The sequence below is a fragment of the Mycobacterium sp. 852002-51057_SCH5723018 genome, assembly GCF_001667035.1.
Taxonomy (GTDB): domain Bacteria; phylum Actinomycetota; class Actinomycetes; order Mycobacteriales; family Mycobacteriaceae; genus Mycobacterium.
The window spans coordinates 47,914-69,500 of the sequence record NZ_LZIR01000078.1 but is presented as its reverse complement, the minus strand read 5'-3'; the positions used below and the strand labels follow the sequence as shown (position 1 = coordinate 69,500).

Below are 21,587 nucleotides of genomic sequence, written 5' to 3'. Positions count from 1 at the left end.
CGCTGGTGCCACGCAACAATGAGGAGTAACACATGACTGACGTCGCCAAGTACGGTCCGTGGGCCGTGGTGGCCGGGGGCTCAGAGGGCGTCGGCGCCGAATTTGCCAAACGGTTGGCCGGCGACGGGTTCGATCTGGTCCTCATCGCGCGCAAGCCGTTACCGCTCGAGGACACCGCGCGGCGGTGTCGCGAGATCGGCGCCGAGGTCCGCACGCTGTCCGTCGACCTCCTTGAGCCCGAAGCGATCTCACGGATCACCGCCGAGACCGCCGGTCTCGAAGTCGGCCTGTTGATCTACAACGCCGGCGCCAACACCTGCAGCGAACCGTTTCTCGACGCCGATCTCGCCGATTTTGCCCGGGTGATCGACCTCAACGTGACGCGGATGCTCGAACTGGTGCAGCATTACGCGCGGCCGATGCGGGAGCGTCGTCGAGGCGGCATTTTGTTGGTCGGCTCGATGGCTGCGACCTTCGGTTCGATGCGCCAGTCGGTCTACTCGGGCGTCAAGGCGTTCAGTCGGCTGTTCGCCGAGAGCCTTTGGCTCGAGCTGCGCGAGCACGGCGTCGACGTAGTGGAACTCGTCCTTGGCCTGACCCGCACGCCGGCCATGGAGCGGGTAGGTCTGAACTTCGACGTACCGGGCTCAACGTCTCCGAACCGGCCGACGTGGCCCGCGAGGGGCTGGACAATCTGAGCAACGGCCCGGTGTTCATTGGGGGCGGCAACGCCGGGACGGCACACCAGGCCAGCGGACCCGACCGCGCCGCGATTGTCCTGGGCGGGCACCGAACCGTCCAGGAACTCCTGGGCCAGAACTAATGCGGCTGGGGTTGGCCACCCCGGTCGTGATCGGGGTGCCCGGCGTCGCGGGGGACTGGGAAGCGACCGCCTCCGCTGAGGAACTCGCCGCCATTGCCGCGGCTGCCGACGGCCTGGGCTTCGACTTTCTCACGTGCTCAGAGCATGTCGCGGTGCCGATCGCAGATCGAGCCAGTCGCGGTGATGTGTACTGGGACCCCTTGGCGACATTGGGGTATCTCGCGGCCCGCACCACGCGAATACGTTTGGTGACATCGGTGGTGGTGCTCGGGTATCACCATCCGCTCGAGATCGCCAAGCGGTACGGCACCCTGGACCGCATCAGCGGCGGCAGGCTCGTGCTCGGAGTGGGGGTGGGTTCGCTCGCGGCCGAATTCGAGCTGCTGGGTGCACCATTCGCGGATCGGGGCGAGCGGGCCGACGACGCGCTGCGCGCCCTGCGGGCTTCCATGTCGACGCCGGAACCCGTTTATGCGGGCAAGTACTTCTCTTACTCCGGAATCTCGTTGCGGCCGTTTGCCCTTCAACCTCGCGTACCGATATGGGTTGGGGGCAGGACGAAACGATCGCTGCGCAGGGCGGTCGAGCTGGCTGATGGGTGGATGCCGTTCGGCATCGGCCTCGACGATCTCCGCGCGATGTTGGCGGCGGTCGAGCTGCCCGATGGATTTGACGTCGTCCTTGGCACCCACGGAGCTGTTGACCCCACTGATGAACCGGAACGCACCCGCGGCCGGCTCCTGGCGCTGCGCGGGACCGGCGCCACGGCCGTCACATGTTCGGTGCGGGCGCGGTCGGCGGATCACTACATCCAACAGTTGTCCGTCCTGCACGACCTGGCGATCAGCCTGGAGGGAGACCCACAATGATCGACGTCGACGAACTGGCGACACGGTTGCGCCGGCTTGAGGATGAACGCGACATCTCCCGACTGATCGCGGTCTGTGAATCATTAGTACTTCTCAGGAAGGGATTGGCAGGCGTTCCGGCCGCGGTTCCTGATGCGGGGGATGTGTCGGGTTCGAGGGACGGTGAGCGGTGACCGACAACGGAGACGCAGGCGCGCCGGTGTATGAGCCGCTGGCGGAGTCCGTTCGCCGACTCATCGATGCGACCATCCGCACGGAGGCCGGCGCCGACGCCGTCGAAGCGGCGAAGGCACACGTCGATCGCGCGGTCGAGCTATTGAGCGATGCCCCAATGCCCGCCTCGTTCGGTGTCCGTGGGATTTCCGATGGACAACCCTTGGCGTCAGGCAACGTCATGATCGGGAGACGCAATCCCGTCGCGCCCCCGCTCGTGATTCATCGCGATGCCGACGGTGCGGTATGGACCGAGGTCATACTCGGTGCCGCTTATGAGGGGCCGCCCGGGCATGTCCACGGCGGGGTGTGCGCGTTGCTCCTCGATCACGTCCTCGGCGCAACCGCCCACCAGCCCGGGCGTCCGGCGTATACCGGGACGCTCACCCTGCGGTATGCGCGAGGAACGCCGCTGGGTCCGGTGCGCGCCGAAGCACACGTCGACCGCATCGAGGGCACAAAGACCTTCGCCAAGGGCCACATCGCCGACACCCGCGGGGTCACCGTCACCGCAGAGGGGGTGTTCATCATTCCCACGAGGCAAGCGACGGCACCGCGCTTGAGCTAATCGCGGGACAGGAATGCCAACACCGTGCTCTCGAAGGCCTCCTTGGCCTCGATCATCGCCCAGTGCCCGGAGTTGGGGAAGACGTGCAGTTCCGCATTCGGGATGGTCCGCATCGGAATCAGCGCCATGTCGGGCGGGCTCACCCTGTCGTCGCGGCCCCACGTCAGCAGGGTCGGTGCCGCGAGCTTGTGCATCATCGCCCACGGCATCGGCCGGTCGGAGGCCTCCATCGCCGAAGTCATCGCGGCGAACGCCGCCTTCCCGTACATGCGGCGCGCGGCGCCCAGCGCCTCGGGATCGGTGGCCAGCTGCCAGCGTTCCTCGATCAGCTCCTCGGTGACCAGGGCCTGGTCGTAGACCATCGACTTGAGCCAGTCGACGAGCCGTTGCCGGGTCGGGTCCTCGACGAACTCCTGCAGCAGCCGGATGCCCTCGCTGGGGCTGGGACTGAAGATGTTGGTGCCGATCCCGCCGATCGTGACCAGCCTGCCGATGCGATCCGGGTGGCGGATGGCGAAGTTGATGCCGACGCCGCCGCCCATCGAGTTGCCGACGATGTGCACCTTGTCCACCGCGAGCGCGTCCAGGAACGGCACCACGGCTCCCTGCGCGTCGATCATCGGGTGGCCGCCGAAGTCGGGACTGACGCCGAAGCCGGGGAACTCCAGGATCAGGCAGCGGTAGCGCTCGGCGAACGTGGGCAACACCCCGCGGAAATTGCGCCAGCCGGTGACCCCGGGGCCGGAGCCGTGCAGGAAGAGCACCACCGGTCCGGAGTCGGGGCCGCGGTCGTAATAGCGCAAAGCTCCCTTCGGAGTTTCGATTTCACGCAGGTCCTGCTGGACGAGTTCAGAAGTGTCTGCCACGCATGTCACCCTGCCATGCCGCCACGACGGGCGGGAGCGGTGTTCCGCCGATCGGTCATCTAGAGTCTTTGGCCATGCCGGCTGGGCGCGTGCTGATCACCGGCGTCGACGCGTTCGGCCGCTCGTGCGCGGTGCGCGATGACCCACTAGTGCTGCAAGGCGATGCCGGCCTCGCGGGCCTGCTGTATTCGGTGCTTTGTGCGACGCCGGCAGTTCCGTCGATTGCCGCCGGCGGGCGCGCCGCGGACGCTCTCGACCTGGCCGTTGCGCCAGGGTCGATTCGGTGGATGGTCATCGAGTACGCGCCGGGCGCGGAGTTTTCGATGCATCACACCGACACCGTCGACTTCGACGTCGTGCTTTCCGGTTCGGTGGAATTGATCCTCGACGACGGTGCGCACCCGCTTGCCGCCGGCGACAGCCTGGTGGTCGCGGGCGTCGACCACGGCTGGCGCGCCGGTCCGCAAGGGTGCCGGCTCAGCGTCGTGACGATCGGGGCTTCGGCGGCACAGTAAGTGGCACAACGTGAATCGCCCATCCGATGGTCAGCCGCCGCAATTCAGCAGCTCTTTGAGTGCCGCGGGGAAAGCGTCGGCGAGGTCCCAGAGGTCTGGAACCAGGTCGGGACACGAGATGATGCCGACGCCGAGCCGGCCGTTGAGTGACATGACGGTGATGTTGAGCGCGGCGCCCGCGATGATCGGGCCGAGCGGATACATCGCGTCAACACGGCAACCCATGAAATACAGCTGTTCCTGCGGGCCGGGCACATTGGACATCACCAGGTTGTGCGGCGGTTTGTCGGGCAGCGGTATCCGCGGCAGCAGCTTCATCGCGGCGCCGAACATGGTCTGTCCCGCTACCTGCGTCCAGTCCTGCAGCAGGGTGGGACCCATCGCGGCGGTGTGCTCTTTGGCCGCGGCGTTTCCGGCGGCGATGCGCATCTGTCGTTCGGCCGGGTCGGCGAGGTGTGTTTCGAGCCGGCAGAGCATCCAGGTCGTCTGGTTGCGGCCCGGCCGATTGGACTTGCCCCGCACGGAAACCGGCACGCTGGCCACCAGCGGGCTGTCCGGCAGCTCCTCTCGGTCCGCCAAAAACTGCCGTAAGGCCCCCGCGCACAGTGCGGTCACCACGTCGTTGATGGTTACACCAAACTTCCTCTTGACGGTTTTGACGTCGTCGAGGTCGAGGGTGGTCAGGGCGACATTGCGCCGCCGGGTGAACGAACCGTTGAACGCCGTCGGCGGTGCCGCGAACGGCGCGGCCATGGTGTGACCACCACCGCGGGCGCGCAGGACAGTTTCGGCCAGCGTGCGTGCGGTCGCTGGCACGACCTTGGCCAGCCGCCAAGGCCGCAGCGTGGCCCCTACCAGCCCAGACGCCGCGATCTGCAGGGGACTGGCCGTGCCCGCGCGGGTTGCCGGTTTGGGTGGCGGAGCGTCCGGCACGGCGCTGCACAGCTGGCCCAGCAGGTTGGCCCCGCCGACCCCGTCGACCACCGCGTGGTGGGTCTTCAGGACGACCGAAAGCGCGTCGGCGCCGTGCAGGCCCTCGATCACCCACATCTCCCACAGCGGGCGATCGCGATCGAGCGCCAGCCCGGCGATGTGACCGCAGATCTCGGCTAACTCCAGCCGTCCGCCGGGCGACGGAAGGGCGACACGATGGAGATGGCGTGCGAGGTCGAAACGATCGTCGTCGACCCAAACCGGATGGTCGAAGTTCAGTTGGTTGTCGGCCAGCTTGAGACGGAATTCGGGGACGGCGTCCACGCGCACCGACAGCGCCTGACGGAAACGGTCGAAGCTGTATCCGACCGGCGCAGTCGCGGGGCTGAGCTCTAGGACGCAGCAAACATTTAATGGCTGTGTCGGCGATTCCAGGTACAGAAAGAACGCATCTAGCCCGCTGAGTCGCTGCATCCCCGCTCGTCTCACTTTCGCGACCGTGACCGCTGGTCAGTGACCGACGGTCAGCGTCCTGGACCCGTACGGGCGGGTCGGCCGCAATCTATTGGCGTAAGTTCTAGCTGTAGCCGTTGAGCCGCGGTCGGCAAACATCGCGCCGGTGCATAAAGCGAATTCGTCTACCAATGTTCATCGACGCGGCCGATCCCGCCCCAGAAGGCGGGTCGACGCAGTCAGCGTCACGAGCGCTGCGCGCTGCTCGACCTATGGCCACCGACCATGCGGTCAACCGAGTAGGCGTTGTGGCTTCGGAAGGCGACCACGGCGGCGAGCAGTATCGCGTGCAGCAGCTGCTCGCCGATCACGTTGAAGTGCTCGATCGACGTGGCGCCCAACACCAGCACGATCATCACCAAGCCGGCGGTCACGGCGGCCGCCCGCGTCAGGGCGCCGGCCAGCAGCAGCACTCCGGTGACCAACTCTGCGAATGGAAGCGCGTAGCCGCCCGCGGAGACCAGGAAGGCGGGCAGCATCGACGCCTTGAACTCGCCCATCAACTGCGCGTGGAAGACGCCCAGTTTCGGTAGCCGGACCAAGCCATGCCCGAAGAGGCTGGCCCCGATGGTCAGGCGCATCAGCAGGTACGCCACGGCGCGGTCGGTTTCCTCGGCTGCACGCATGATCGTCCTCCCGTGGCGTCGCGAAAACCCAACGCAACGATAGTGTTCCAGGCCTGACTCAGCCGTCCGGCGGCCGCCGAGCCATGGACGAGTTGGGGGCCGCCCAGTCGGTCGACACGTTGCGATGCTCGATCAGCCAGCTGTCGCCGTCGGGCACCAGGGTGTCTCGGTATCGGCCGAAATGGTCGAGCCCGACATGGGTGAACACGGTGAAATACGACCAGACCTGGGCCCGCTCCGGGGTCAGCCCGGTGAACAGCACATTGGCGACGTTGTGTCGGACGATGGGCTTGACGGCGGCCTCGACGGCGATGCTCCCGGTGACGCCGCCGAGGAACGCCACAATCTCGGATCGCCCGCGCAGCGGCGCGATGCCGCGGATTTCCAGAACTCCGTCCGGGCAGAACGTCTCGGCTAGGTCGGCGAGCCGGCCGGCGTCGCCCGACCAGTTGTATCGGGCCAGGGTGTCGCGGATCCGCTCACGGGCCACCAGCTCCCACATCTCCACCGTCGTAGCCTAATGCGCCCCAGGCCACTTCCGACGGCCCCTTCGGAAAATGAAGCAGGAGTGGGACTTTCGCGGTTACCTCACGAGATAGGGCCGGAAGCCGCGGGGCGCTACCGGCGTCACGCCATTCAGATCGAAGACGGCGATGAGGGCCCGCAACAGGGCGGGAGACCATTCGTCGAACGGGCGCGCGTCGATCCGATCGAGTACCTCGCAACGCAGGTACTCGAGGTCAGCCGGCTGCTGATGGTCGGTCATGGTTCGACCCCGATGGTTCCTTCCAAATGGGTTTGTGCGCTTGGCCTCGACGCTATGACCGGCGCCTCGAGCTTGTACAGCGCACAGGCCATATTCAAATGTGTCTCAGGGCTGAAGGTCAGGGACCTACCAGGGAATGAAAAGCCGCAGAAGGCGGTAGAAGATCACATGAAACTCAACGACGCCGCGCGCGAACTCATCGGCAAGGGTGCCGACGCCACCCTGGTCACCCTCAATCCCGACGGCAGCCCGCAGGTGAGCCTGGTCTGGGTCGCTCTGCAGTCGACACCCGACGGCGACGAACTCGTCACCGCCCACCTTGCCGAACACAAGAAGGTGCGCAACGTCCGCGAGGATCCGCGTGTGGCCGTCACCATCGTGTCGTTGGGAGGGTCGGGCCACGGGATGCGGCCCTACCTCTCCATCAACGGAACTGCGCGGATCGTCGAGGGCGGGGCGCCCGCGCTGCTCAAGGAACTCAACCCGGTTCTGGGCGACCCCAACATGAACTTTCCGCCCGCCGATGCCCCGCCGGGATTTCTCACCCGCATCCGCATCGAGAAGGTCGGCGGCTTCGGGCCCTGGGCGGGCTGACCTTTCCTACTCGACGTACCGTCGCAGCAGGGTGCGGGTGCGGGCCCGGCCCTCGGCGGACGTGTCGAACGGATAACCGATGAATTCGTCGACGCCGGCGTCGCGCAGTTCGTCGAGACGTTCGGTGACGACCGTCTCGTCACCGATCAGCGCCGCATCCTGGGGGTCACGGTAGCCCTCGCGATCAAGCATCGCCCGGTATGACGGCAGTTGACTGTAGAGCGCGAACTGCTCGGCGGCTTGTGCGCGCAGCCCCTCGACATCATCGGTGACCGCTACGGGGACCGAAGCGGCGACCCGCACCGCGCCCTCCGGACGACCGGCCTCGAGGGCCGCGCGGCGAAGCGTGGGCCCGACGTGTTCGGCCAGGGTCTTGGGTCCGGTCATCCAGGTCTCGGTCCCTGCGCAACGTCGGCCCGTCAGCCGCAGCAGCTGCGGGCCCAGGGCCGCGATGTACACCGGTGGCGCGGGCGCATCGGGAACACCCACCGTTCCGCGGGTGGTCACTGTCTCGCCCGTGGCATTGGCTTCTTTTCCATCCAGCAAGGGCAGCAGGCCGTCGAGGTATTCGCCGAGCCTGCGCACCGGCTTGTCCCATGGAATCCCCCACATCCCCTCTGTGACCATGCGATGGGTCATGCCCAGCCCGAGGATGAATCTGCCGCCTGAGATCGAGCTGAGCGTGAGCGCGCGCTGCGCCATCAGCATCGGGTGCTGGTTCTGGATGGGCAGTACACCCGTCGCCACCTCGATCGTGTCCACCTCGCGGAGCGCGACCGCAAGCACCGTCAAAGCGTCGGCCTGCCACGGCATTTGAGCCACCCAGGCTCGGCGGAATCCCTCGTCGCGAATCATTGCGAGTTCCGTCACATAGTCGTCGACTAGCGACCCCGAGGGGTCGTCGCTGAGAAAGCAATTGACGCTGATTTGCACCTGCAGCCCTTTCTATCGCTGATTTCACAAATCTACGGGGCGCGGCGCCTTCTGCGAGATGCCCACTTCCGCTACGCGCGGTAGCGGAATACAGTGGGTGGGTGGCGACCGGCGACGACGGCAGGCATGTGCGTACCTGTCCACTGTGTGAAGCGATGTGCGGCTTGGAGATTCGCGTCGAAGGCGGCCGGGTCGCGGGCATTCGCGGCAACCGCGACGACGTGTGGAGCCGCGGACACATCTGTCCCAAGGGAGTCTCGCTGGCGGCGCTGCACGACGACCCGGACCGCATCCGCCGCCCCATGATCAAGGTCGACGGGCAATGGCACGAGGTCAGCTGGGATGCTGCGTTTCGCCGTTGCACCGAATTGCTGACCCCGGTGATCGAAAAGTACGGGATCGGCGCGGTCACCGCCTACACCGGTAACCCGCTGGCGCACTCGTTTTCCTTGGCCAGGTACGCGGGTGTGTTGATGGGCATGTCCGGGATGCCGATCACCTATTCGCCGGGAACGGTCGACCAATGGCCGAAGAACCTCTCGTCGCACCTGATGTACGGCCTGTGGTGGAACTTTCCCGTGCCCGACATCGAGCGCACCGACCTGATGGTCATCATGGGCGCCAACCCGGCCGCGTCGCAGGGGTCGTTGCTGGCCGCACCCAACGTGATGGGCCTGATCGACGGGATCCGCAAGCGGGGCAAGGTGATCGTGATCGATCCGGTACGCACGCAGACCGCGGCCCGCGCCGACGAGTGGCTGCCGATTGTGCCGGGGACCGATGCGGCTCTGCTGTTGGCCTTGGCGCACACGCTCTTTGAGGAAGACCTGATCAATCCGGGACCGCACGTCGACGGCGTCGACACGATGCGCAGGGTCGCCGCCGACTGGCCGCCGGACCGGGTCAGCGCCGTGACCGGCATCGACGCAGAGCGCATCCGGCTCCTGGCCCGCGAGCTCGCCGGCACCCAGAAATCGGTGGTGTATGGCCGAATCGGCCTGTGCAATCAAGAATTTGGCAGCCTGGCCAGCTGGCTGGTCGACGTGATCAACATTCTGACCGGCCATTTCGACCTTCCCGGGGGAGCGATGTTTCCCAAGCCGGCGGCCTGGTCGATCACCACGCAGCCGCTCCCCGGCCTGGAGGGCGGCCTCCCGGAATTCGGTCGCTGGCACACCCGGGTGCGCGGGGCGAAGGAGGTGCTCGGCCAGGCGCCCGTGTCCTGCATGGCGGAAGAGATCGCCATCGCCGGTGACGGGCAACTCAAGGCACTGATCACCGTCGCGGGCAACCCGGTGTTGTCCACGCCCGGCGGCGACAAGCTCGACGAGGTGCTGCCGATGCTGGAAGCGATGATCTCCGTTGACCTTTGGCTCAACGAGACGACGCGGCACGCCGATGTGATCCTGCCCGGGCTGTCACCGCTCGAGCAACCCCACCACGATGATCTCATCCTGCTTTTTGCGATCCACAGCATCGCGAATTACTCCGCGCCGGTGTTCGATCCGGGGGACCGCCCGCACGAATGGGAGATCCTGATCCGGCTGACCGGCCTGTGCACCGGCACGCCGGCCGAAGACGTCGACGTCGCCGCGATCGACGATGGCTTCTTCGATTACCTGGCCTTCACCCAGGGGCTCGACGGCGCAGCGATCCGCAAGCTCTACGACCACGGCGGCCCGGAGCGGATGCTGGACCTGACGCTGCGGACCGGGCCCTTCGGCGATCGGTACGGAGCGAACCCGGGCGGCCTCACATTGGACCTCCTCAAGGCCAATCCGAACGGCATCGACTTCGGGCCAATGGTTCCGCAGCTGCCGGACATCCTGGGCACCCCCGACAAGAAGATTCGGCTCGCCCCGCAATACCTCCTCGATGACCTGCCTCGGCTGGCCGCCCGGATGGAGCGACCGGCCGAGCCGCTGGTTCTGGTGAGCCGCAGACACCTTCGATCGAACAACACCTGGCTGCACAACGTGCCTGCGCTGATGAAGGGAAAAGACCGGTGCACGTTGCTGATCCACCCCGACGACGCGGCGCGCTGCGGCGTCACGGACGACGACCTCGTCACGGTGAAATCGGCGGCCGGGGAGATCAAAGTGCCGGTCGAGGTCACCGAGGCGATCAAGCCTGGTGTGGTGTCGATGCCGCACGGGTGGGGGCATGGAAAGCCGGGCACTCGGATGGGGGTGGCCAACAGCTCGCCGGGTGCCAACACGAATGTGCTTTCGCCACCGACGTTTATCGACGAGCCATCGGGCAACGGCGCGCTCAACGGCATACCCGTCACGCTCATCGACGACCGAGCGCGATTCCGGCCCGCGCCCAGCGTCGCGACCCCGTAGGGGGCAGAGGCAACAAGCCGAGCAGCAGGCCGAACAGCAACAGCGACTCGACCTCCAGCAGGCTCAACAAGCCGAGCAACACGCCCAGCTGACCGAGCAGCAGGCCACCCTGTCCGTCCCCAGAAGCTGACCTGAGCGCTCACGGCGCGAAGGGCCTATTGGTCCATTCCCGGTCGGGCCGGCGCGACGACCGGAACCAGCCGCCGGCCGCGCCGGTTCCACCATCGGTGGGAATGGTGTGGCCGGTGACAAACGACGACAGGTCCGAGGCCAGGAACAGGATCACGCGGGCCTGGTCCTCGGGCAGCCCCATCCGTCCGACCGGAACCCATTGCGGCCACTGCGCCTGCTCGTCGGCCGACAGCCACCGCGAATACGGCACCTGCAGCGATTCGGTGACGTCGGGCCCGATCGCGTTGACCCGCACCCCGTCGCGGCCCACCTGCACGGCCAGGCTGCGGGTGAAGTGGATGACGGCCGCCTTGAACGCGGCGTACACAGGGTCCTCCGGATAGCCGCGCAACCCTTCCACGGACGAGACGTTGACGACCGCGCCGGCGTGTCGATCGATCATCGCGGGCAGGAACGCGCGCGTGACCAGGAAGACGTGGTGCAGATTGATGCGGTAGAGGTCGTCCCACAGCTGTGGGTCGGTGTCGGCGAAGTTCCCCGGGTGGCGCACCCAGTGCCCGACGTTGTTCACCAGCACGTCTGCGCGGCCGTAGCGATTCAGCACCGATGACGCTAGGGCGGCGACCTGGTCTGAGTCGCGGACGTCGGTGACGACGGGCAAGGCCGACCCGCCCGACGTCGTGATCTCGCCGGCCACCCGGTGCGCCAGCTCGGGATCGATATCGGCGACGACCACCTGCGCGCCATGCTGAGCGAACAGCCTTGCTGTCGCCGCGCCGATGCCGCCCCCGCCGCCGGTCACCACCGCGACCCGGTCGGCCAGCAGCGCGCCAGCGCGCGACGCCTCGTTCATGCCCATATCTTGGGCCACCGGCCGGTGGTCAGCGCCGATACCCGCTTTCCGCGATGACAAAACGTGACGAAGCCTACATTTGCCGCGCATTCACCGGTCGTTTTCCGCTGTCCGGGGCGGGTACTCCGGTTACCACTCAGGAGCAGATCGGACATCCATATGAACCCGGTTCGATACCGCGTATTGCCAAGCCAGGCGATGAATCGGCGCATTCACCATCGCCACAGCGCGCAGTCATTTGCGGTTTCGGCAGCCAGCCGGTTGCTCGTGAAGAACGCAGTGCGGGCGTGGGCCATTCAGCCGAATCTGCACTGGCCGTTGCAGTACGTGGACACCTTCGCCGGGTTGATGCCGAAGCGCCGATTTTCGGCCCAGATCGAACCGATACGGTTGGAAAACTGCACCGCCGAATGGGTTCGGGCAAGGGGCGTATCTCCTAAACGGGCCATCCTTTACTTCCACGGTGGCGCGTTCATTACCTGTGGCCTCAACACGCACCGTTCGTTGGTGAGCCGTTTGTCGAAGGCGGCCGATGCGGCGGTGCTGACGGTTGGATACCGCAAGCTGCCGTCGCATCAGATAGCCGATGCGATCGAAGACGGACTGGCCGGGCTTCGCTGGCTGCAGGAATGCGGGTATGACGGCAACCAGATCGTCGTGGCCGGCGACTCGGCGGGGGGATACCTCGCGTTCATGACCGCGTTGGCGGCCATCGAGGCTCGCCTCGCCAAGCCGGCCGGAATCGCCACGGTCTCGCCTTTCACCGACGCCGATCCGGCGCGCAAGCTTCGGCACCGCAACGCGCGCAGGTGCTCGATGTTCACCCGCGGGGCGCTGTCGATGTTCGCTCAATATCTGGGCGAGGTGCGCATTCCGGAGGGTCGTGGGAGCACCTCGCGCCGTATCGAATCACCGGTGGACGCCGACCTGTCATCCTTGCCGCCGGTCACCATTCACGTAAGCTCCGATGAATTGTTGCTCCCGGACGCCGAACTCATGGCGGAACGTTTGCAATACAGCGGCGTTCGTTGCGACCTTCACCTTTGGGACGGTCAAATTCACGATTTCCCATTGGCGGCCGACGTCTTGCCCGAAGGACGGCGGGCCATTCGCTATATCGGCGATTTCATCAAAGAGGTCACCGCTTCGGCCGGAAGTTTGCCGAGGAGCTGGGACCGGGGCGTCACCGCGGCGGCGGGCTAGCCGATCACGGCATCGCCGGTCATCTAGCCGCCGCGCTGAGCCCGAAGCCACGCACACCCCCGTCGGCGTGTCGTCTGCGTGGCTACGGTGTGACGGCGGAACGGCGCCGACGGGCAGGTCGTCGGGGCGGTCTGAAACCGCGTTGACGACTTAGTCTGCAATCGCCGCCATGGCCGATACAGTTGGTCCTCGTGAGCCCACCAGCCCCGCCTGTGCTGACCGTGCGGTACGAGGGATCCGAGCGCACCTTCGCAGCAGGAACAGATGTCGTCATTGGGCGTGACCTGCGCGCCGACGTCCGCGTCGCACACCCCCTGATCTCCCGGACGCACCTGATCGTGCGTTTCGACCAGGGCCGATGGGTTGCCATCGACAACGGCAGCCTCAACGGCCTGTATGTGAACAACCGTCGCGTGCCGGTGGTCGACATCCAGGACGGCCTGCGGGTCAACATCGGCAACCCCGACGGCCCGGCGCTGACCTTCGAGGTCGGTCGCCATCAGGGCTCGGCGGGGCGGCCCCCGCTGACGGCGTCGATACCGATCGCCAACGCGCCGAACGGGCCGAGCGCACGCGCGCCCCAGGCGCCGCCGCAGCAGGTCGGCGCGCAGTGGCCGGGGCAGCCGCAGTCACCGTCGGCCCAGGTTCGCCAACCCTCACATCCGGTCGGCGGACCGCAGGCGAACGTTCCGCCAGCGGGACCGGTGTTAGGTCACTCGCCCAGCTGGCCGCAGCCGCGCCCCCCGGCAGGCGGATCTCCGTCGGGACCGCACACCGGACCGCAGCAGGCGCCGAAGATCTACCGGGCGCAGCCCATGCACGTGCCGCCGGCTCCCACTTCGGAACCCGCTGCCGGCGAGACCTCCAACATCGCGACGTCGATGATGAAGATCCTGCGGCCCGGTCGCGCGGCGATGGAGTCGGCGCCCGGCGCCATCAAAATCGGCCGGGCCAACGACAACGACATCGTCATTCCCGAGGTACTGGCCTCGCGCCACCACGCCACCCTGATCCCGACGCCGCACGGCACCGAGATCCATGACAACCGCAGCATCAACGGCACGTTCGTCAACGGCGCGCGGGTCGAGACGGCCGTTCTGCACGACGGCGACGTCGTCACGATCGGCAACATCGACCTCGTCTTTGCCGGCGGCACGCTGGCCCGCCGCGACGAGAGCGCGACGGCGACGCGCACCGGCGGCCTCGACGTGCGCGGGGTGACGTGGACGATCGAGAACAACAAGGTCCTGCTGGACGACATCTCGCTGGGGGCTCAACCGGGGACGCTGACGGCGGTCATCGGTCCCTCCGGCGCCGGAAAGTCGACGTTCGCCCGGTTGGTGGCCGGCTACACACACCCGAGTACGGGCACGGTGTCCTTCGAGGGTCACAACGTTCACGCCGAGTACGCCTCGCTCCGCAGCAGGATCGGGATGGTGCCGCAGGACGACGTGGTGCACGGGCAGCTCACCGTGCAACAGGCACTGATGTATGCCGCCGAGTTGCGGCTGCCGCCCGACACCACCAAGACCGACCGCGCCCAGGTGGTGGCCCGGGTGCTCGAGGAACTCGAGATGACCCAGCACCTGCACACCCGCGTCGACAAGCTGTCGGGCGGTCAGCGCAAGCGCGCGTCGGTTGCGCTGGAGCTGCTGACCGGGCCGTCGCTGCTGATCCTCGACGAGCCGACGTCCGGGCTGGACCCGGCGCTGGACCGGCAGGTGATGACGATGCTGCGGCAACTGGCCGACGCCGGTCGCGTGGTGCTGGTGGTCACCCACTCGCTGACCTACCTGGACGTCTGCGACCAGGTGCTACTGCTGGCGCCCGGCGGCAAGACCGCGTTCAGCGGGCCGCCCAACCAGATCGGCCCGGCCATGGGCACGACGAACTGGGCCGACATCTTCAGCACGGTCGCCAGCGACCCGGACGGGGCGAAGGCGCGGTACCTGGCGCGGACGGGTCCGCCGCCCCCGCCGCCACCCGCCGAGAAACCGGCCGAGCTGGGCGACCCGTCACACACCAGCCTGTTGCGGCAGTTCTCGACGATCGCGCGGCGGCAGGTGCGGTTGATCGTGTCCGACCGCGGCTACTTCATCTTCCTCGCGTTGCTGCCGTTCATCATGGGTTCGCTGTCGATGTCGGTGCCCGGCGATGTCGGCTTCGGCAGGCCGAACCCGATGGGAGCCGCGCCGACGGAGCCGGCGCAAATCCTGGTGTTGCTCAACGTTGGCGCGGTCTTCATGGGAACGGCGCTGACGATCCGCGACCTGATCGGCGAACGGCCGATCTTTTTGCGCGAACAGGCGGTCGGCCTGTCCACGTCGGCGTACCTGCTGGCCAAGGTCGGCGTGTACACCGTGTTCGCGGTCATCCAGTCGGCGATCGTGACGGTCATCGCCATCCTCGGCAAGGGTGGCCCCACCCAGGGTGCGGTCGCGTTGGGCATCCCCAATCTGGAGCTGTTCGTCGACGTCGCGATGACCACGGTCACCTCGGCGATGCTCGGGCTGGTGTTGTCGTCCATCGCCAGGTCCAATGAGCAGATCATGCCGCTACTCGTCGTGGCGGTGATGTCGCAGCTGGTGTTCTCCGGTGGCATGATCCCGGTTACCGCGCGAACCGGTCTCGACCAGATGTCCTGGGTTACCCCGGCCAGATGGGGTTTCGCGTCGTCAGCCTCCACTGTCGACCTGCTCAGCCTGCAGGATAAGGTCCCGCAGACGCCGCATGACTCGCATTGGCGTCACACGGCCGGCGCGTGGTGGTTCGACATGGGCATGCTGGTGTTGCTCAGCATCGCCTATCTCGGCTTCGTGCGCTGGAAGATTCGCCTCAAGGGCGGCTGACCGCACGCCGGTGGCTACGCGCCCTTGCGGACCACCTGCTCGGCGGCCGCGCGCATGCGGTCGGAGAGCTGAAGCAGGCTGTGCTCGCCAACCCCGTGCGGCAGCGTGTACGCCAGCTGCCGCAGCTCGATGGCATAGTCGCGCAACTCCTGGCGGAGACGTGTCTCAAAGGTCGGCATGGCTTTCTTCCTGTCAGGAGGGGACTGGCAAAATGCCCTGTTATTCCGCATATCTTCCCAGCCGGGCCGCATCACCGCGATTGAGCCGGAGCAGTTTTACGGGACATTGACAGCGTTTTTACATCCGGTGCCCACCGGTTGAGGCGATGGTGAACATCGCGCGAGGGGGACGCTGTCACGGCGCCAGCGCTGCCGCTGATGCAAGAGCAAAGTGGCTCAACCGGTTTCGGCCGGATTGGGCGCCTCGCCGAAGCGCGCAAGCACCAGCGTTCCGGCCACCGCCACAACAAATCCCGCGATCACCAGCCAGCCCAGACCATCGCGGGCGGTGTCACCCAGCCACACCACGCCCACTATCGCGGGAGCGATCGTTTCACCGACGACCATCGCGGCCACCGTTGTGGTCACCGATCCGCGGTGCAGGGCGGAGGTGAGGAGCAGGAATCCCGCGGCGCCGCCACCCGCGGCCGCGTACAAAGCGGGTTGGGTGTAGAAGGCGGCTTTCGTCGGGTCGATCACATCGATCAGGCGCACGCCGATCTCGACCACACCGAATCCGCTTCCGGCACAAAGCCCAAGGGCAAGCGCGCGCTCCCGGTTATGCAAACGGCCCGCCGCGGCACCGACGATGAAGAGCGCGGCGACCACACCGATCAGCGCCCAACCGAGTCCGGCCGGGGCATGACGGAAGTGCCCCGGCCCGGCCGCGCAGGCCAGCGCGACCAGGCTCACGCAGACCACTCCCACGGCCGTCCACTCGGCCGGGGACAGCCGCGCCGACAACGCCCAGGCGGACACGATGCCGGTGACGGCGATCGAGGCGGCCAGCGCCGCTGCGACGACGTAGATCGGCACCATGCGCAATGCCATCACCTGAAGCAGAAAACCGACGGCGTCGAGGCCGACGCCGGCCAGATAGCGCCACTGCCGGACGGCGCGCATCAACAGCACGGCATCGACACCCGACGTGCTGGCGGGTTCCACCGATCGTGTCGCGACGGCTTGCAATACCGAGGCGGTGCCGTAACACACCGAGCAGCCCAGAGCCAGCAGGAACCCGATCAGCACCCACCGACAATAGCCGCGACGCTGGGCGGCAAATCCGATGGTCTTCGCCGCGCGATGTTTGCGCGGGTGAGCGGATGGGCAAGTCATAGGGCACGTGCGATGTGACCGCGAACACACCTGAAGGCGAGTTGAGTAAACACTCCTGCCGTCTCGGTGCAATGCCCTAAATCGCAAAGCTGCTGTTTCCCAGCACATTTAAATCCGCTACTTGCGTTCAGTGTACAACTGTGTACTGTAGAAACCATGGCGGAACGCGGCGCTCCTCCCCAAGTCCCACGCGGACGCCGGTTGTTCTTGCGCGCGATTCGGCAACTGTTCAGTCCTTTGCAGCCGGACGACTACCTGGAGATGATCAACCCGCTCTGGACGACCAAGGAGCTGCGGGGAAAGGTCGAGCGGGTCGAGCCGCAGGGCTCAGAGGCCGCGAGTGTGCTGATCCGGCCCGGCTACGAATGGCCGGGCCACAAGCCCGGCCAGTACGTGCGGCTGGGTGTGGTCATCGACGGCGTTTATCACTGGCGCGCGTACTCGCTTACCTCGGATCCGTCGCCCGACGACGGTCTGATCAGTGTGACCCCCAAGAAGGTGGACAGCGGGGTGGTGTCGCCCTACCTGGTGCAGAAGATCCAATCCGGAGACCTGGTGCGGCTCGGCGAGGTGGAGGGCGTGTTCACGCTGCCCGAACCGCTCCCGCCCAAACTGCTGTTCATCAGCGCCGGCAGCGGCATCACGCCGATCATGAGCATGCTGCGCAGCCTCGACCATCGCGACGATCTGGGCGATGCGGTCGTCATTCACTCCGCCCGCACCCGCGACCAGGTCATGTTTTTGCCCGTCCTGGAAGACCTGGACCGCCGCCACGAGCGGATGCGCCTGGATTTGCGCCTCACCTCCGAACGTGGCCGACTCTCGCCGGGCGACCTCGACGAGGTGTGCCCGGATTGGCGTGAACGCGAGTCGTTCTGTTCGGGTCCGGGCGAAATGCTCGACGCGCTGATCGAGCACTGGGAGAACAACGGCGATCCGGATCGCCTGCACTTCGAGCGGTTCCAACCGAAGATCGGTGGTGACGCCGCCGCCGGCGAAGGCGGCACGGTTTGCTTCCTGGACAGCGAGAAGACCGTCGAATGTGACGGCGGCACATCGATTTTGGACGCCGGCGAAAAGGCCGGCCTAAACCTTGCGTACGGCTGCCGAATCGGAATCTGCCATACCTGTGTAGGAACGCTGAAGTCGGGCAAGATGCGTGACCTGCGCTCCGGTGAAGTCATTGAACCCACCGGACAGGACGTGAGGATCTGTATCAACACCGCCGAAGGCGATGTCGAACTCGAACTGTGACCGAAAGGAGCCACAGTGACCACTACGGATGTGACTAAGGCCGTGGAAAGTCCGCTCGCCCGCCTGGGCGAACAGGAGCTGGAAAAACTTGCGAAAGAACTCGACGCGATCCACGACGAGGTGTTTGCCGACCTCGGTGAGCGGGACAGACGCTACATCAAGACCGTGATCTCGGTTCAGCGGCAGATCGTGGTGGTCGGGCGCGTGCTACTGCTGGCGTCGCGCTCGAGAACCGCCTGGGTTCTCGGCACAGCGTGCCTCGGTATGGCAAAGATCTTGGAGAACATGGAGATTGGCCACAATGTGATGCACGGCCAATGGGATTGGATGAACGACCCCGACATTCATTCCTCGGTCTGGGACTGGGACACCGCCTCGACGGCGGAGGCTTGGAAGCACTCGCATAACTTCATCCACCACACCTACACGAACATTCGGGGCAAGGACAAAGATCTCGGCTACGAGATCATGCGTATCGACCCTAATCAGAAATGGCGACCCATATACCTCGCCCAACCGCTTTACAACTTGCTATTGACGGTGCTCTTCGAGTGGGGCGTGGCAGTTCACGACATGGACATCGAGGCGATCCGGGCCGGCGAGAAGCCTTGGTCGGAGGTGCGGAAGGACCTGAAAGGAATTGGAGTTAAGGCCCGTTCGCAGGCCATCAAGGACTACCTCGGTTGGCCGCTCATCAGCGCCGGCGCGTTTGGACTTGTGCAGCTTGCCTTGCGGGGCAGGATCGACCAGCCCGCAGAGTCCCGCGTCGGCAGAGCGCTGCGGAGGGTTTCCGACAAGGGACGGGTAGGCGCCGCGGCGACGCTGTTGGACCGGGTTCTGCCGGGCGTGGAAAGCACATATCTGCGCACCCTGGCCGCTGACGCGGTGGCGAACGTGATCCGGAATGTGTGGGCGCATGCCATCATCTTCTGCGGGCATTTTCCCGACCAGACCTACACCTTCAGCCAGGACGAGGTCGAGAACGAAACGCGCGGCGGTTGGTATGTCCGCCAATTAGTCGGCGCGGCGAACATCGAGGGCAGCCCCCTGTTCCATGTCATCAGCGGCAACCTGGGTTATCAGGTGGAGCACCACCTGTATCCGGACATGCCGAGCAGCCGATACTCCGAGATTGCCCCGAAGATCAAGGATATCTGCGAGCGGTACGAGCTGCCGTACAACTCCGGGCGATTTTCCAAACAGTGGTTCATGGTGCACCGCAGCATCTTCCGATTGGCGTTCCCCGGCGGAAAGCCGCGGCCCAAGCCCGGGCCGTATCGAAGCCAGGACGGGCGGCCGGCGCCACAGGAACCCGGCGAGGCCACGCGGTTCCGTGAGCGTGTCCCGGCTGAACACCCGGCCGCCGGACCCGAGCATGAGTCCACCGGTGTCGAGGTGCAGCCCCCGCCGCGTGGTAAGGACTGAATGGAACGGGGCTTCGCGCTGAACTCATCCTTCGACTGAGCCCGCCAGCGTCCTGGGCTAGCCGCCTGTGGTCGCGATGCGACGGACCGCCGCGGCGATCTCCTCGGGATGGTCCTCCTGCAGGAAGTGTTTGGCCGGCAATATGATTGGGTCCCGCACGCCGGCCGCGCGCTGGGCCTGAACACCGTAGCGGCGCCAGGGGAGCATCGTGTCGCGCGCGCCCCACACGATCTGCACCGGGTAAGGCGTGTCGCGGACCGCGTCGAGGTAGCGGCGCTGCTTGGCGGCGGTGAGTTCGAAGCCGCGCATGATCTTCAGGAAGGCCCGACCGCCGTCGTCGCCGAACAGCAGCGGCAACCAGCACGCGAGTTCGGCGGCCGGGACGCGGCGGCTCACCCCGACGAGTCGCATGATCGAAAGGAAGGCGCCCGGCAGGTGCATCGAGGCCAGCCACGCTTCTCCGATGCCCCGATGCGCGAAAGGCTCCATGGGCCATGGCCGGTGAAACGACTGCACCTCGATGATCGTGTTCAACACCGTCATCGACAGCAGCCGATCGGGCACCGCGGTGGCCACCTCGAAGCCGATCGGGCCGCCGATGTCGTGCACCACGAGGTGGAAGCGCTCGAGTCCCAATGCGTCGATCGCCGACAGCAGCCAGCGGCCGAGTCCCGTCCAGCTGTAGTCACCGTCGGCGGGTCGCTCGGCGAATCCGAGCCCCGGCAGGTCGACGGCGATGCCGCGCAAGCCTTCGGCGGCCAGGGCCGGCACCACCTTGCGGTACAGGTAGGCCGAGGCCGGAACTCCGTGCACGCAGACCACCGGGGGCGAGTCCCGCGGGCCGTCGTCGAGCACGAAGGACGAGATCCCGTCGGCGCTGAAGGTGCGCCCGGAGGATCGATGGCGTTCCAGCAACCGGGTGACCTGTGCGCCGCTCATCCCTCCTTGATATCGGATGGCGCGTGGCGGCGGCGTTCGTAACCGGCCACGGCTCATTTCGATCCGCGATCGACGCCATCAGCCGTCGCGATGGCGTCTCGAAGCTCCGGCTCGGGCCGGTAGAGGTAGTGCAGCACGAGCGCCGTCACGATCCCGTAGCCGAAATGCGGAACCAGATCGCTGATCCAGCCGACGACGCCCCAGGTTCGCGGATCGGTCACGCCGAGCACGGTCATCGGCCCGTTGGTGCCGATCAGCGCGATGAGCGTCGCAACCAGGGTCGCGACGAGGAGACGGGGGCGCCATCCCAGCGCGTAGGCCAGCCCGAGGATCACGCCCATCCCGATGCCCGCGGCATACCCGGTGAGCGCGCCAAGGCCCAAGAGCCGGTTGGCCAGGGTGTCGCCGGTGCCCGGCACCGTGAGGCCGACCAGCCGCGTCATCGCTTCGACGGTTCTTTCGGGCGTGCTGCTCGTCGGCCGGCCCCGCACCGCGATGTCGAGATAGGTGATCACATCGAGGGCGGTGGTCCCCGCCGCCCCGGCGGCCGCGCCACTGAGCAACCCGGGCCAAAGCCCGGATATTCGTCGGGTTTTCATCGGCCACCGCCTCCTGAGCATTGAAGTGCCATCGCACTGCCACTGTGCGCATCCCGTGCAGAGAAATTACAGTTGACACCCATGGCGAATCGCAGAGGCAGGAGGGCCGCCGCATGGTGCGGTGGCGCCGCTCTGGTTCTTGCGGTCGGGCTGGGGCTGGGCGGTTCGGATGAACCGGCGACTGCCGCGATCGGCACGTCGTCCAGCGTCACGCCCGCGCCCCTGCCGGCCGGTGACGGCGGCGGCGCCTTGCCGGTGCAGCCCGTCGGCGGGGGCGCCTGCATCGTCGGCCTCAACTGTGGCTGCATTCCGCGTCGCACCTGTCCCACCCCGCACGCGCGTCCGGGGATTCCGGGGGCCAACCAACACAACGCCCCCGCCCCACAGAATCCCTAGCGGCAGCACTCGCTGACTCAACGCCGGGCGGCTTTCCTA

At 66.6% G+C, this 21,587-nt stretch carries 23 protein-coding genes and 1 pseudogene; 13 read left to right on the top strand and 11 right to left on the bottom strand.

The features are described 5' to 3' along the window. Nucleotides 1–32 precede the first annotated feature (32 nt). From A5764_RS16915 to A5764_RS16905, 4 genes and pseudogenes are all read left to right on the top strand, one after another. Nucleotides 33–823: pseudogene (locus A5764_RS16915) on the top strand (SDR family NAD(P)-dependent oxidoreductase). After that, nucleotides 823–1,692: an LLM class F420-dependent oxidoreductase gene (locus A5764_RS16910; protein WP_067114658.1), complete on the top strand. Its 870-nt coding sequence runs from the start codon at nucleotides 823–825 to the stop codon at nucleotides 1,690–1,692. Before A5764_RS16915 ends, A5764_RS16910 begins: the two are co-directional and overlap by 1 nt. Beyond that, complete coding sequence (locus tag A5764_RS29450) at nucleotides 1,689–1,865, top strand: hypothetical protein (RefSeq protein WP_231989735.1); 177 nt, start codon at nucleotides 1,689–1,691, stop codon at nucleotides 1,863–1,865. Before A5764_RS16910 ends, A5764_RS29450 begins: the two co-directional genes overlap by 4 nt. Then, nucleotides 1,862–2,473 (top strand): PaaI family thioesterase, encoded by a 612-nt coding sequence (locus A5764_RS16905; RefSeq protein ID WP_067114657.1) that lies wholly within the window; start codon nucleotides 1,862–1,864, stop codon nucleotides 2,471–2,473. The genes A5764_RS29450 and A5764_RS16905 overlap by 4 nt, the downstream gene beginning before the upstream one ends. Here A5764_RS16905 and A5764_RS16900 read toward each other — a convergent pair. After that, a complete protein-coding gene (locus A5764_RS16900; RefSeq protein ID WP_067114656.1) occupies nucleotides 2,470–3,339 on the bottom strand; it encodes an alpha/beta fold hydrolase in 870 nt (289 codons plus the stop codon). The two genes, A5764_RS16905 and A5764_RS16900, sit on opposite strands and share 4 nt — an antisense overlap. Before the next feature lie 74 nt (nucleotides 3,340–3,413). Here A5764_RS16900 and A5764_RS16895 point away from each other — a divergent pair, with 74 nt between their 5' ends. After that, nucleotides 3,414–3,854: a cupin domain-containing protein gene (locus tag A5764_RS16895; protein ID WP_067114655.1), complete on the top strand. Its 441-nt coding sequence runs from the start codon at nucleotides 3,414–3,416 to the stop codon at nucleotides 3,852–3,854. Between the two features lie 30 nt (nucleotides 3,855–3,884). On the opposite strand, the gene A5764_RS16890 is transcribed toward A5764_RS16895, so the two are convergent. The 4 genes from A5764_RS16890 to A5764_RS16875 all read right to left on the bottom strand — a co-directional run bounded on the left by A5764_RS16890 (nucleotide 3,885) and on the right by A5764_RS16875 (nucleotide 6,692). After that, a complete protein-coding gene (locus tag A5764_RS16890) occupies nucleotides 3,885–5,261 on the bottom strand; it encodes a wax ester/triacylglycerol synthase family O-acyltransferase (protein ID WP_067114654.1) in 1,377 nt (458 codons plus the stop codon). A 224-nt stretch (nucleotides 5,262–5,485) separates the two neighbouring features. Then, complete coding sequence (locus tag A5764_RS16885; RefSeq protein WP_067114653.1) at nucleotides 5,486–5,926, bottom strand: DoxX family protein; 441 nt, start codon at nucleotides 5,924–5,926, stop codon at nucleotides 5,486–5,488. A 58-nt stretch (nucleotides 5,927–5,984) separates the two neighbouring features. Further along, a complete protein-coding gene (locus tag A5764_RS16880; RefSeq protein WP_067114652.1) occupies nucleotides 5,985–6,434 on the bottom strand; it encodes a nuclear transport factor 2 family protein in 450 nt (149 codons plus the stop codon). 75 nt (nucleotides 6,435–6,509) lie between these two features. Continuing rightward, a complete protein-coding gene (locus A5764_RS16875) occupies nucleotides 6,510–6,692 on the bottom strand; it encodes a hypothetical protein (protein ID WP_067114651.1) in 183 nt (60 codons plus the stop codon). A gap of 168 nt (nucleotides 6,693–6,860) precedes the next feature. Here A5764_RS16875 and A5764_RS16870 point away from each other — a divergent pair, with 168 nt between their 5' ends. Beyond that, entirely contained in the window at nucleotides 6,861–7,286 is a 426-nt protein-coding gene (locus A5764_RS16870) for a PPOX class F420-dependent oxidoreductase (RefSeq protein WP_067114650.1), read from the top strand. Between the two features lie 6 nt (nucleotides 7,287–7,292). Here A5764_RS16870 and A5764_RS16865 read toward each other — a convergent pair whose 3' ends face one another. Continuing rightward, nucleotides 7,293–8,219, bottom strand: a complete 927-nt coding sequence (locus tag A5764_RS16865; RefSeq protein ID WP_067114649.1) for a TIGR03564 family F420-dependent LLM class oxidoreductase — start codon at nucleotides 8,217–8,219, stop codon at nucleotides 7,293–7,295. A 101-nt stretch (nucleotides 8,220–8,320) separates the two neighbouring features. Between A5764_RS16865 and A5764_RS16860 the strand changes: the two genes are divergently transcribed. Then, nucleotides 8,321–10,564 (top strand): molybdopterin-dependent oxidoreductase, encoded by a 2,244-nt coding sequence (locus tag A5764_RS16860; RefSeq protein WP_082951755.1) that lies wholly within the window; start codon nucleotides 8,321–8,323, stop codon nucleotides 10,562–10,564. Between the two features lie 139 nt (nucleotides 10,565–10,703). On the opposite strand, the gene A5764_RS16855 is transcribed toward A5764_RS16860, so the two are convergent. Next, complete coding sequence (locus tag A5764_RS16855; RefSeq protein ID WP_067114670.1) at nucleotides 10,704–11,549, bottom strand: SDR family NAD(P)-dependent oxidoreductase; 846 nt, start codon at nucleotides 11,547–11,549, stop codon at nucleotides 10,704–10,706. 159 nt (nucleotides 11,550–11,708) lie between these two features. Between A5764_RS16855 and A5764_RS16850 the strand changes: the two genes are divergently transcribed. Next, nucleotides 11,709–12,752 carry an alpha/beta hydrolase gene (locus A5764_RS16850; RefSeq protein ID WP_067114647.1) on the top strand — a complete coding sequence of 348 codons (1,044 nt, stop codon included), beginning with the start codon at nucleotides 11,709–11,711 and terminating at the stop codon, nucleotides 12,750–12,752. A 182-nt stretch (nucleotides 12,753–12,934) separates the two neighbouring features. Continuing rightward, nucleotides 12,935–15,601 carry an FHA domain-containing protein gene (locus tag A5764_RS16845; protein WP_197501559.1) on the top strand — a complete coding sequence of 889 codons (2,667 nt, stop codon included), beginning with the start codon at nucleotides 12,935–12,937 and terminating at the stop codon, nucleotides 15,599–15,601. 14 nt (nucleotides 15,602–15,615) lie between these two features. Here A5764_RS16845 and A5764_RS28905 read toward each other — a convergent pair whose 3' ends face one another. Beyond that, nucleotides 15,616–15,780 carry a hypothetical protein gene (locus A5764_RS28905; protein WP_197501543.1) on the bottom strand — a complete coding sequence of 55 codons (165 nt, stop codon included), beginning with the start codon at nucleotides 15,778–15,780 and terminating at the stop codon, nucleotides 15,616–15,618. Here A5764_RS28905 and A5764_RS28425 point away from each other — a divergent pair. After that, on the top strand, nucleotides 15,779–15,922 hold the full coding sequence (locus A5764_RS28425) for a hypothetical protein (RefSeq protein ID WP_156664729.1): 144 nt from the start codon (nucleotides 15,779–15,781) through the stop codon (nucleotides 15,920–15,922). The genes A5764_RS28905 and A5764_RS28425 overlap by 2 nt on opposite strands. Before the next feature lie 74 nt (nucleotides 15,923–15,996). On the opposite strand, the gene A5764_RS16840 is transcribed toward A5764_RS28425, so the two are convergent. Further along, nucleotides 15,997–16,848: a DMT family transporter gene (locus A5764_RS16840; RefSeq protein WP_067114646.1), complete on the bottom strand. Its 852-nt coding sequence runs from the start codon at nucleotides 16,846–16,848 to the stop codon at nucleotides 15,997–15,999. A 243-nt stretch (nucleotides 16,849–17,091) separates the two neighbouring features. Between A5764_RS16840 and A5764_RS16835 the strand changes: the two genes are divergently transcribed. Beyond that, a complete protein-coding gene (locus tag A5764_RS16835; protein WP_067114645.1) occupies nucleotides 17,092–18,189 on the top strand; it encodes a ferredoxin reductase in 1,098 nt (365 codons plus the stop codon). A gap of 30 nt (nucleotides 18,190–18,219) precedes the next feature. Then, entirely contained in the window at nucleotides 18,220–19,614 is a 1,395-nt protein-coding gene (locus A5764_RS16830) for a fatty acid desaturase (protein ID WP_067114644.1), read from the top strand. Nucleotides 19,615–19,671: 57 nt separating this feature from the next. On the opposite strand, the gene A5764_RS16825 is transcribed toward A5764_RS16830, so the two are convergent. Together A5764_RS16825 and A5764_RS16820 are read right to left on the bottom strand one after the other, a co-directional pair. After that, nucleotides 19,672–20,553 carry an alpha/beta fold hydrolase gene (locus A5764_RS16825; protein WP_067114643.1) on the bottom strand — a complete coding sequence of 294 codons (882 nt, stop codon included), beginning with the start codon at nucleotides 20,551–20,553 and terminating at the stop codon, nucleotides 19,672–19,674. Between the two features lie 53 nt (nucleotides 20,554–20,606). After that, entirely contained in the window at nucleotides 20,607–21,152 is a 546-nt protein-coding gene (locus A5764_RS16820; protein WP_231989733.1) for a hypothetical protein, read from the bottom strand. 81 nt (nucleotides 21,153–21,233) lie between these two features. Here A5764_RS16820 and A5764_RS28420 point away from each other — a divergent pair, with 81 nt between their 5' ends. After that, nucleotides 21,234–21,548, top strand: coding sequence for a hypothetical protein (locus tag A5764_RS28420; RefSeq protein WP_156664728.1), 315 nt, complete (start codon nucleotides 21,234–21,236; stop codon nucleotides 21,546–21,548). The last annotated feature ends 39 nt before the right edge of the window (nucleotides 21,549–21,587 follow it).

Coding starts and splice junctions, on each gene's coding strand:
- A5764_RS16885 (WP_067114653.1), bottom strand. CDS start 5,926: ATGCGTGCAGCCGAGGAAACCGACCGCGCCGTGGCGTACCTGCTGATG.
- A5764_RS28420 (WP_156664728.1), top strand. CDS start 21,234: ATGGCGAATCGCAGAGGCAGGAGGGCCGCCGCATGGTGCGGTGGCGCC.
- A5764_RS16835 (WP_067114645.1), top strand. CDS start 17,092: ATGGCGGAACGCGGCGCTCCTCCCCAAGTCCCACGCGGACGCCGGTTG.
- A5764_RS16870 (WP_067114650.1), top strand. CDS start 6,861: ATGAAACTCAACGACGCCGCGCGCGAACTCATCGGCAAGGGTGCCGAC.
- A5764_RS16890 (WP_067114654.1), bottom strand. CDS start 5,261: ATGCAGCGACTCAGCGGGCTAGATGCGTTCTTTCTGTACCTGGAATCG.
- A5764_RS16820 (WP_231989733.1), bottom strand. CDS start 21,152: ATGAAAACCCGACGAATATCCGGGCTTTGGCCCGGGTTGCTCAGTGGC.
- A5764_RS16850 (WP_067114647.1), top strand. CDS start 11,709: ATGAACCCGGTTCGATACCGCGTATTGCCAAGCCAGGCGATGAATCGG.
- A5764_RS28425 (WP_156664729.1), top strand. CDS start 15,779: ATGGCTTTCTTCCTGTCAGGAGGGGACTGGCAAAATGCCCTGTTATTC.
- A5764_RS16825 (WP_067114643.1), bottom strand. CDS start 20,553: ATGAGCGGCGCACAGGTCACCCGGTTGCTGGAACGCCATCGATCCTCC.
- A5764_RS16855 (WP_067114670.1), bottom strand. CDS start 11,549: ATGAACGAGGCGTCGCGCGCTGGCGCGCTGCTGGCCGACCGGGTCGCG.
- A5764_RS29450 (WP_231989735.1), top strand. CDS start 1,689: ATGATCGACGTCGACGAACTGGCGACACGGTTGCGCCGGCTTGAGGAT.
- A5764_RS28905 (WP_197501543.1), bottom strand. CDS start 15,780: ATGCCGACCTTTGAGACACGTCTCCGCCAGGAGTTGCGCGACTATGCC.
- A5764_RS16895 (WP_067114655.1), top strand. CDS start 3,414: ATGCCGGCTGGGCGCGTGCTGATCACCGGCGTCGACGCGTTCGGCCGC.
- A5764_RS16910 (WP_067114658.1), top strand. CDS start 823: ATGCGGCTGGGGTTGGCCACCCCGGTCGTGATCGGGGTGCCCGGCGTC.
- A5764_RS16875 (WP_067114651.1), bottom strand. CDS start 6,692: ATGACCGACCATCAGCAGCCGGCTGACCTCGAGTACCTGCGTTGCGAG.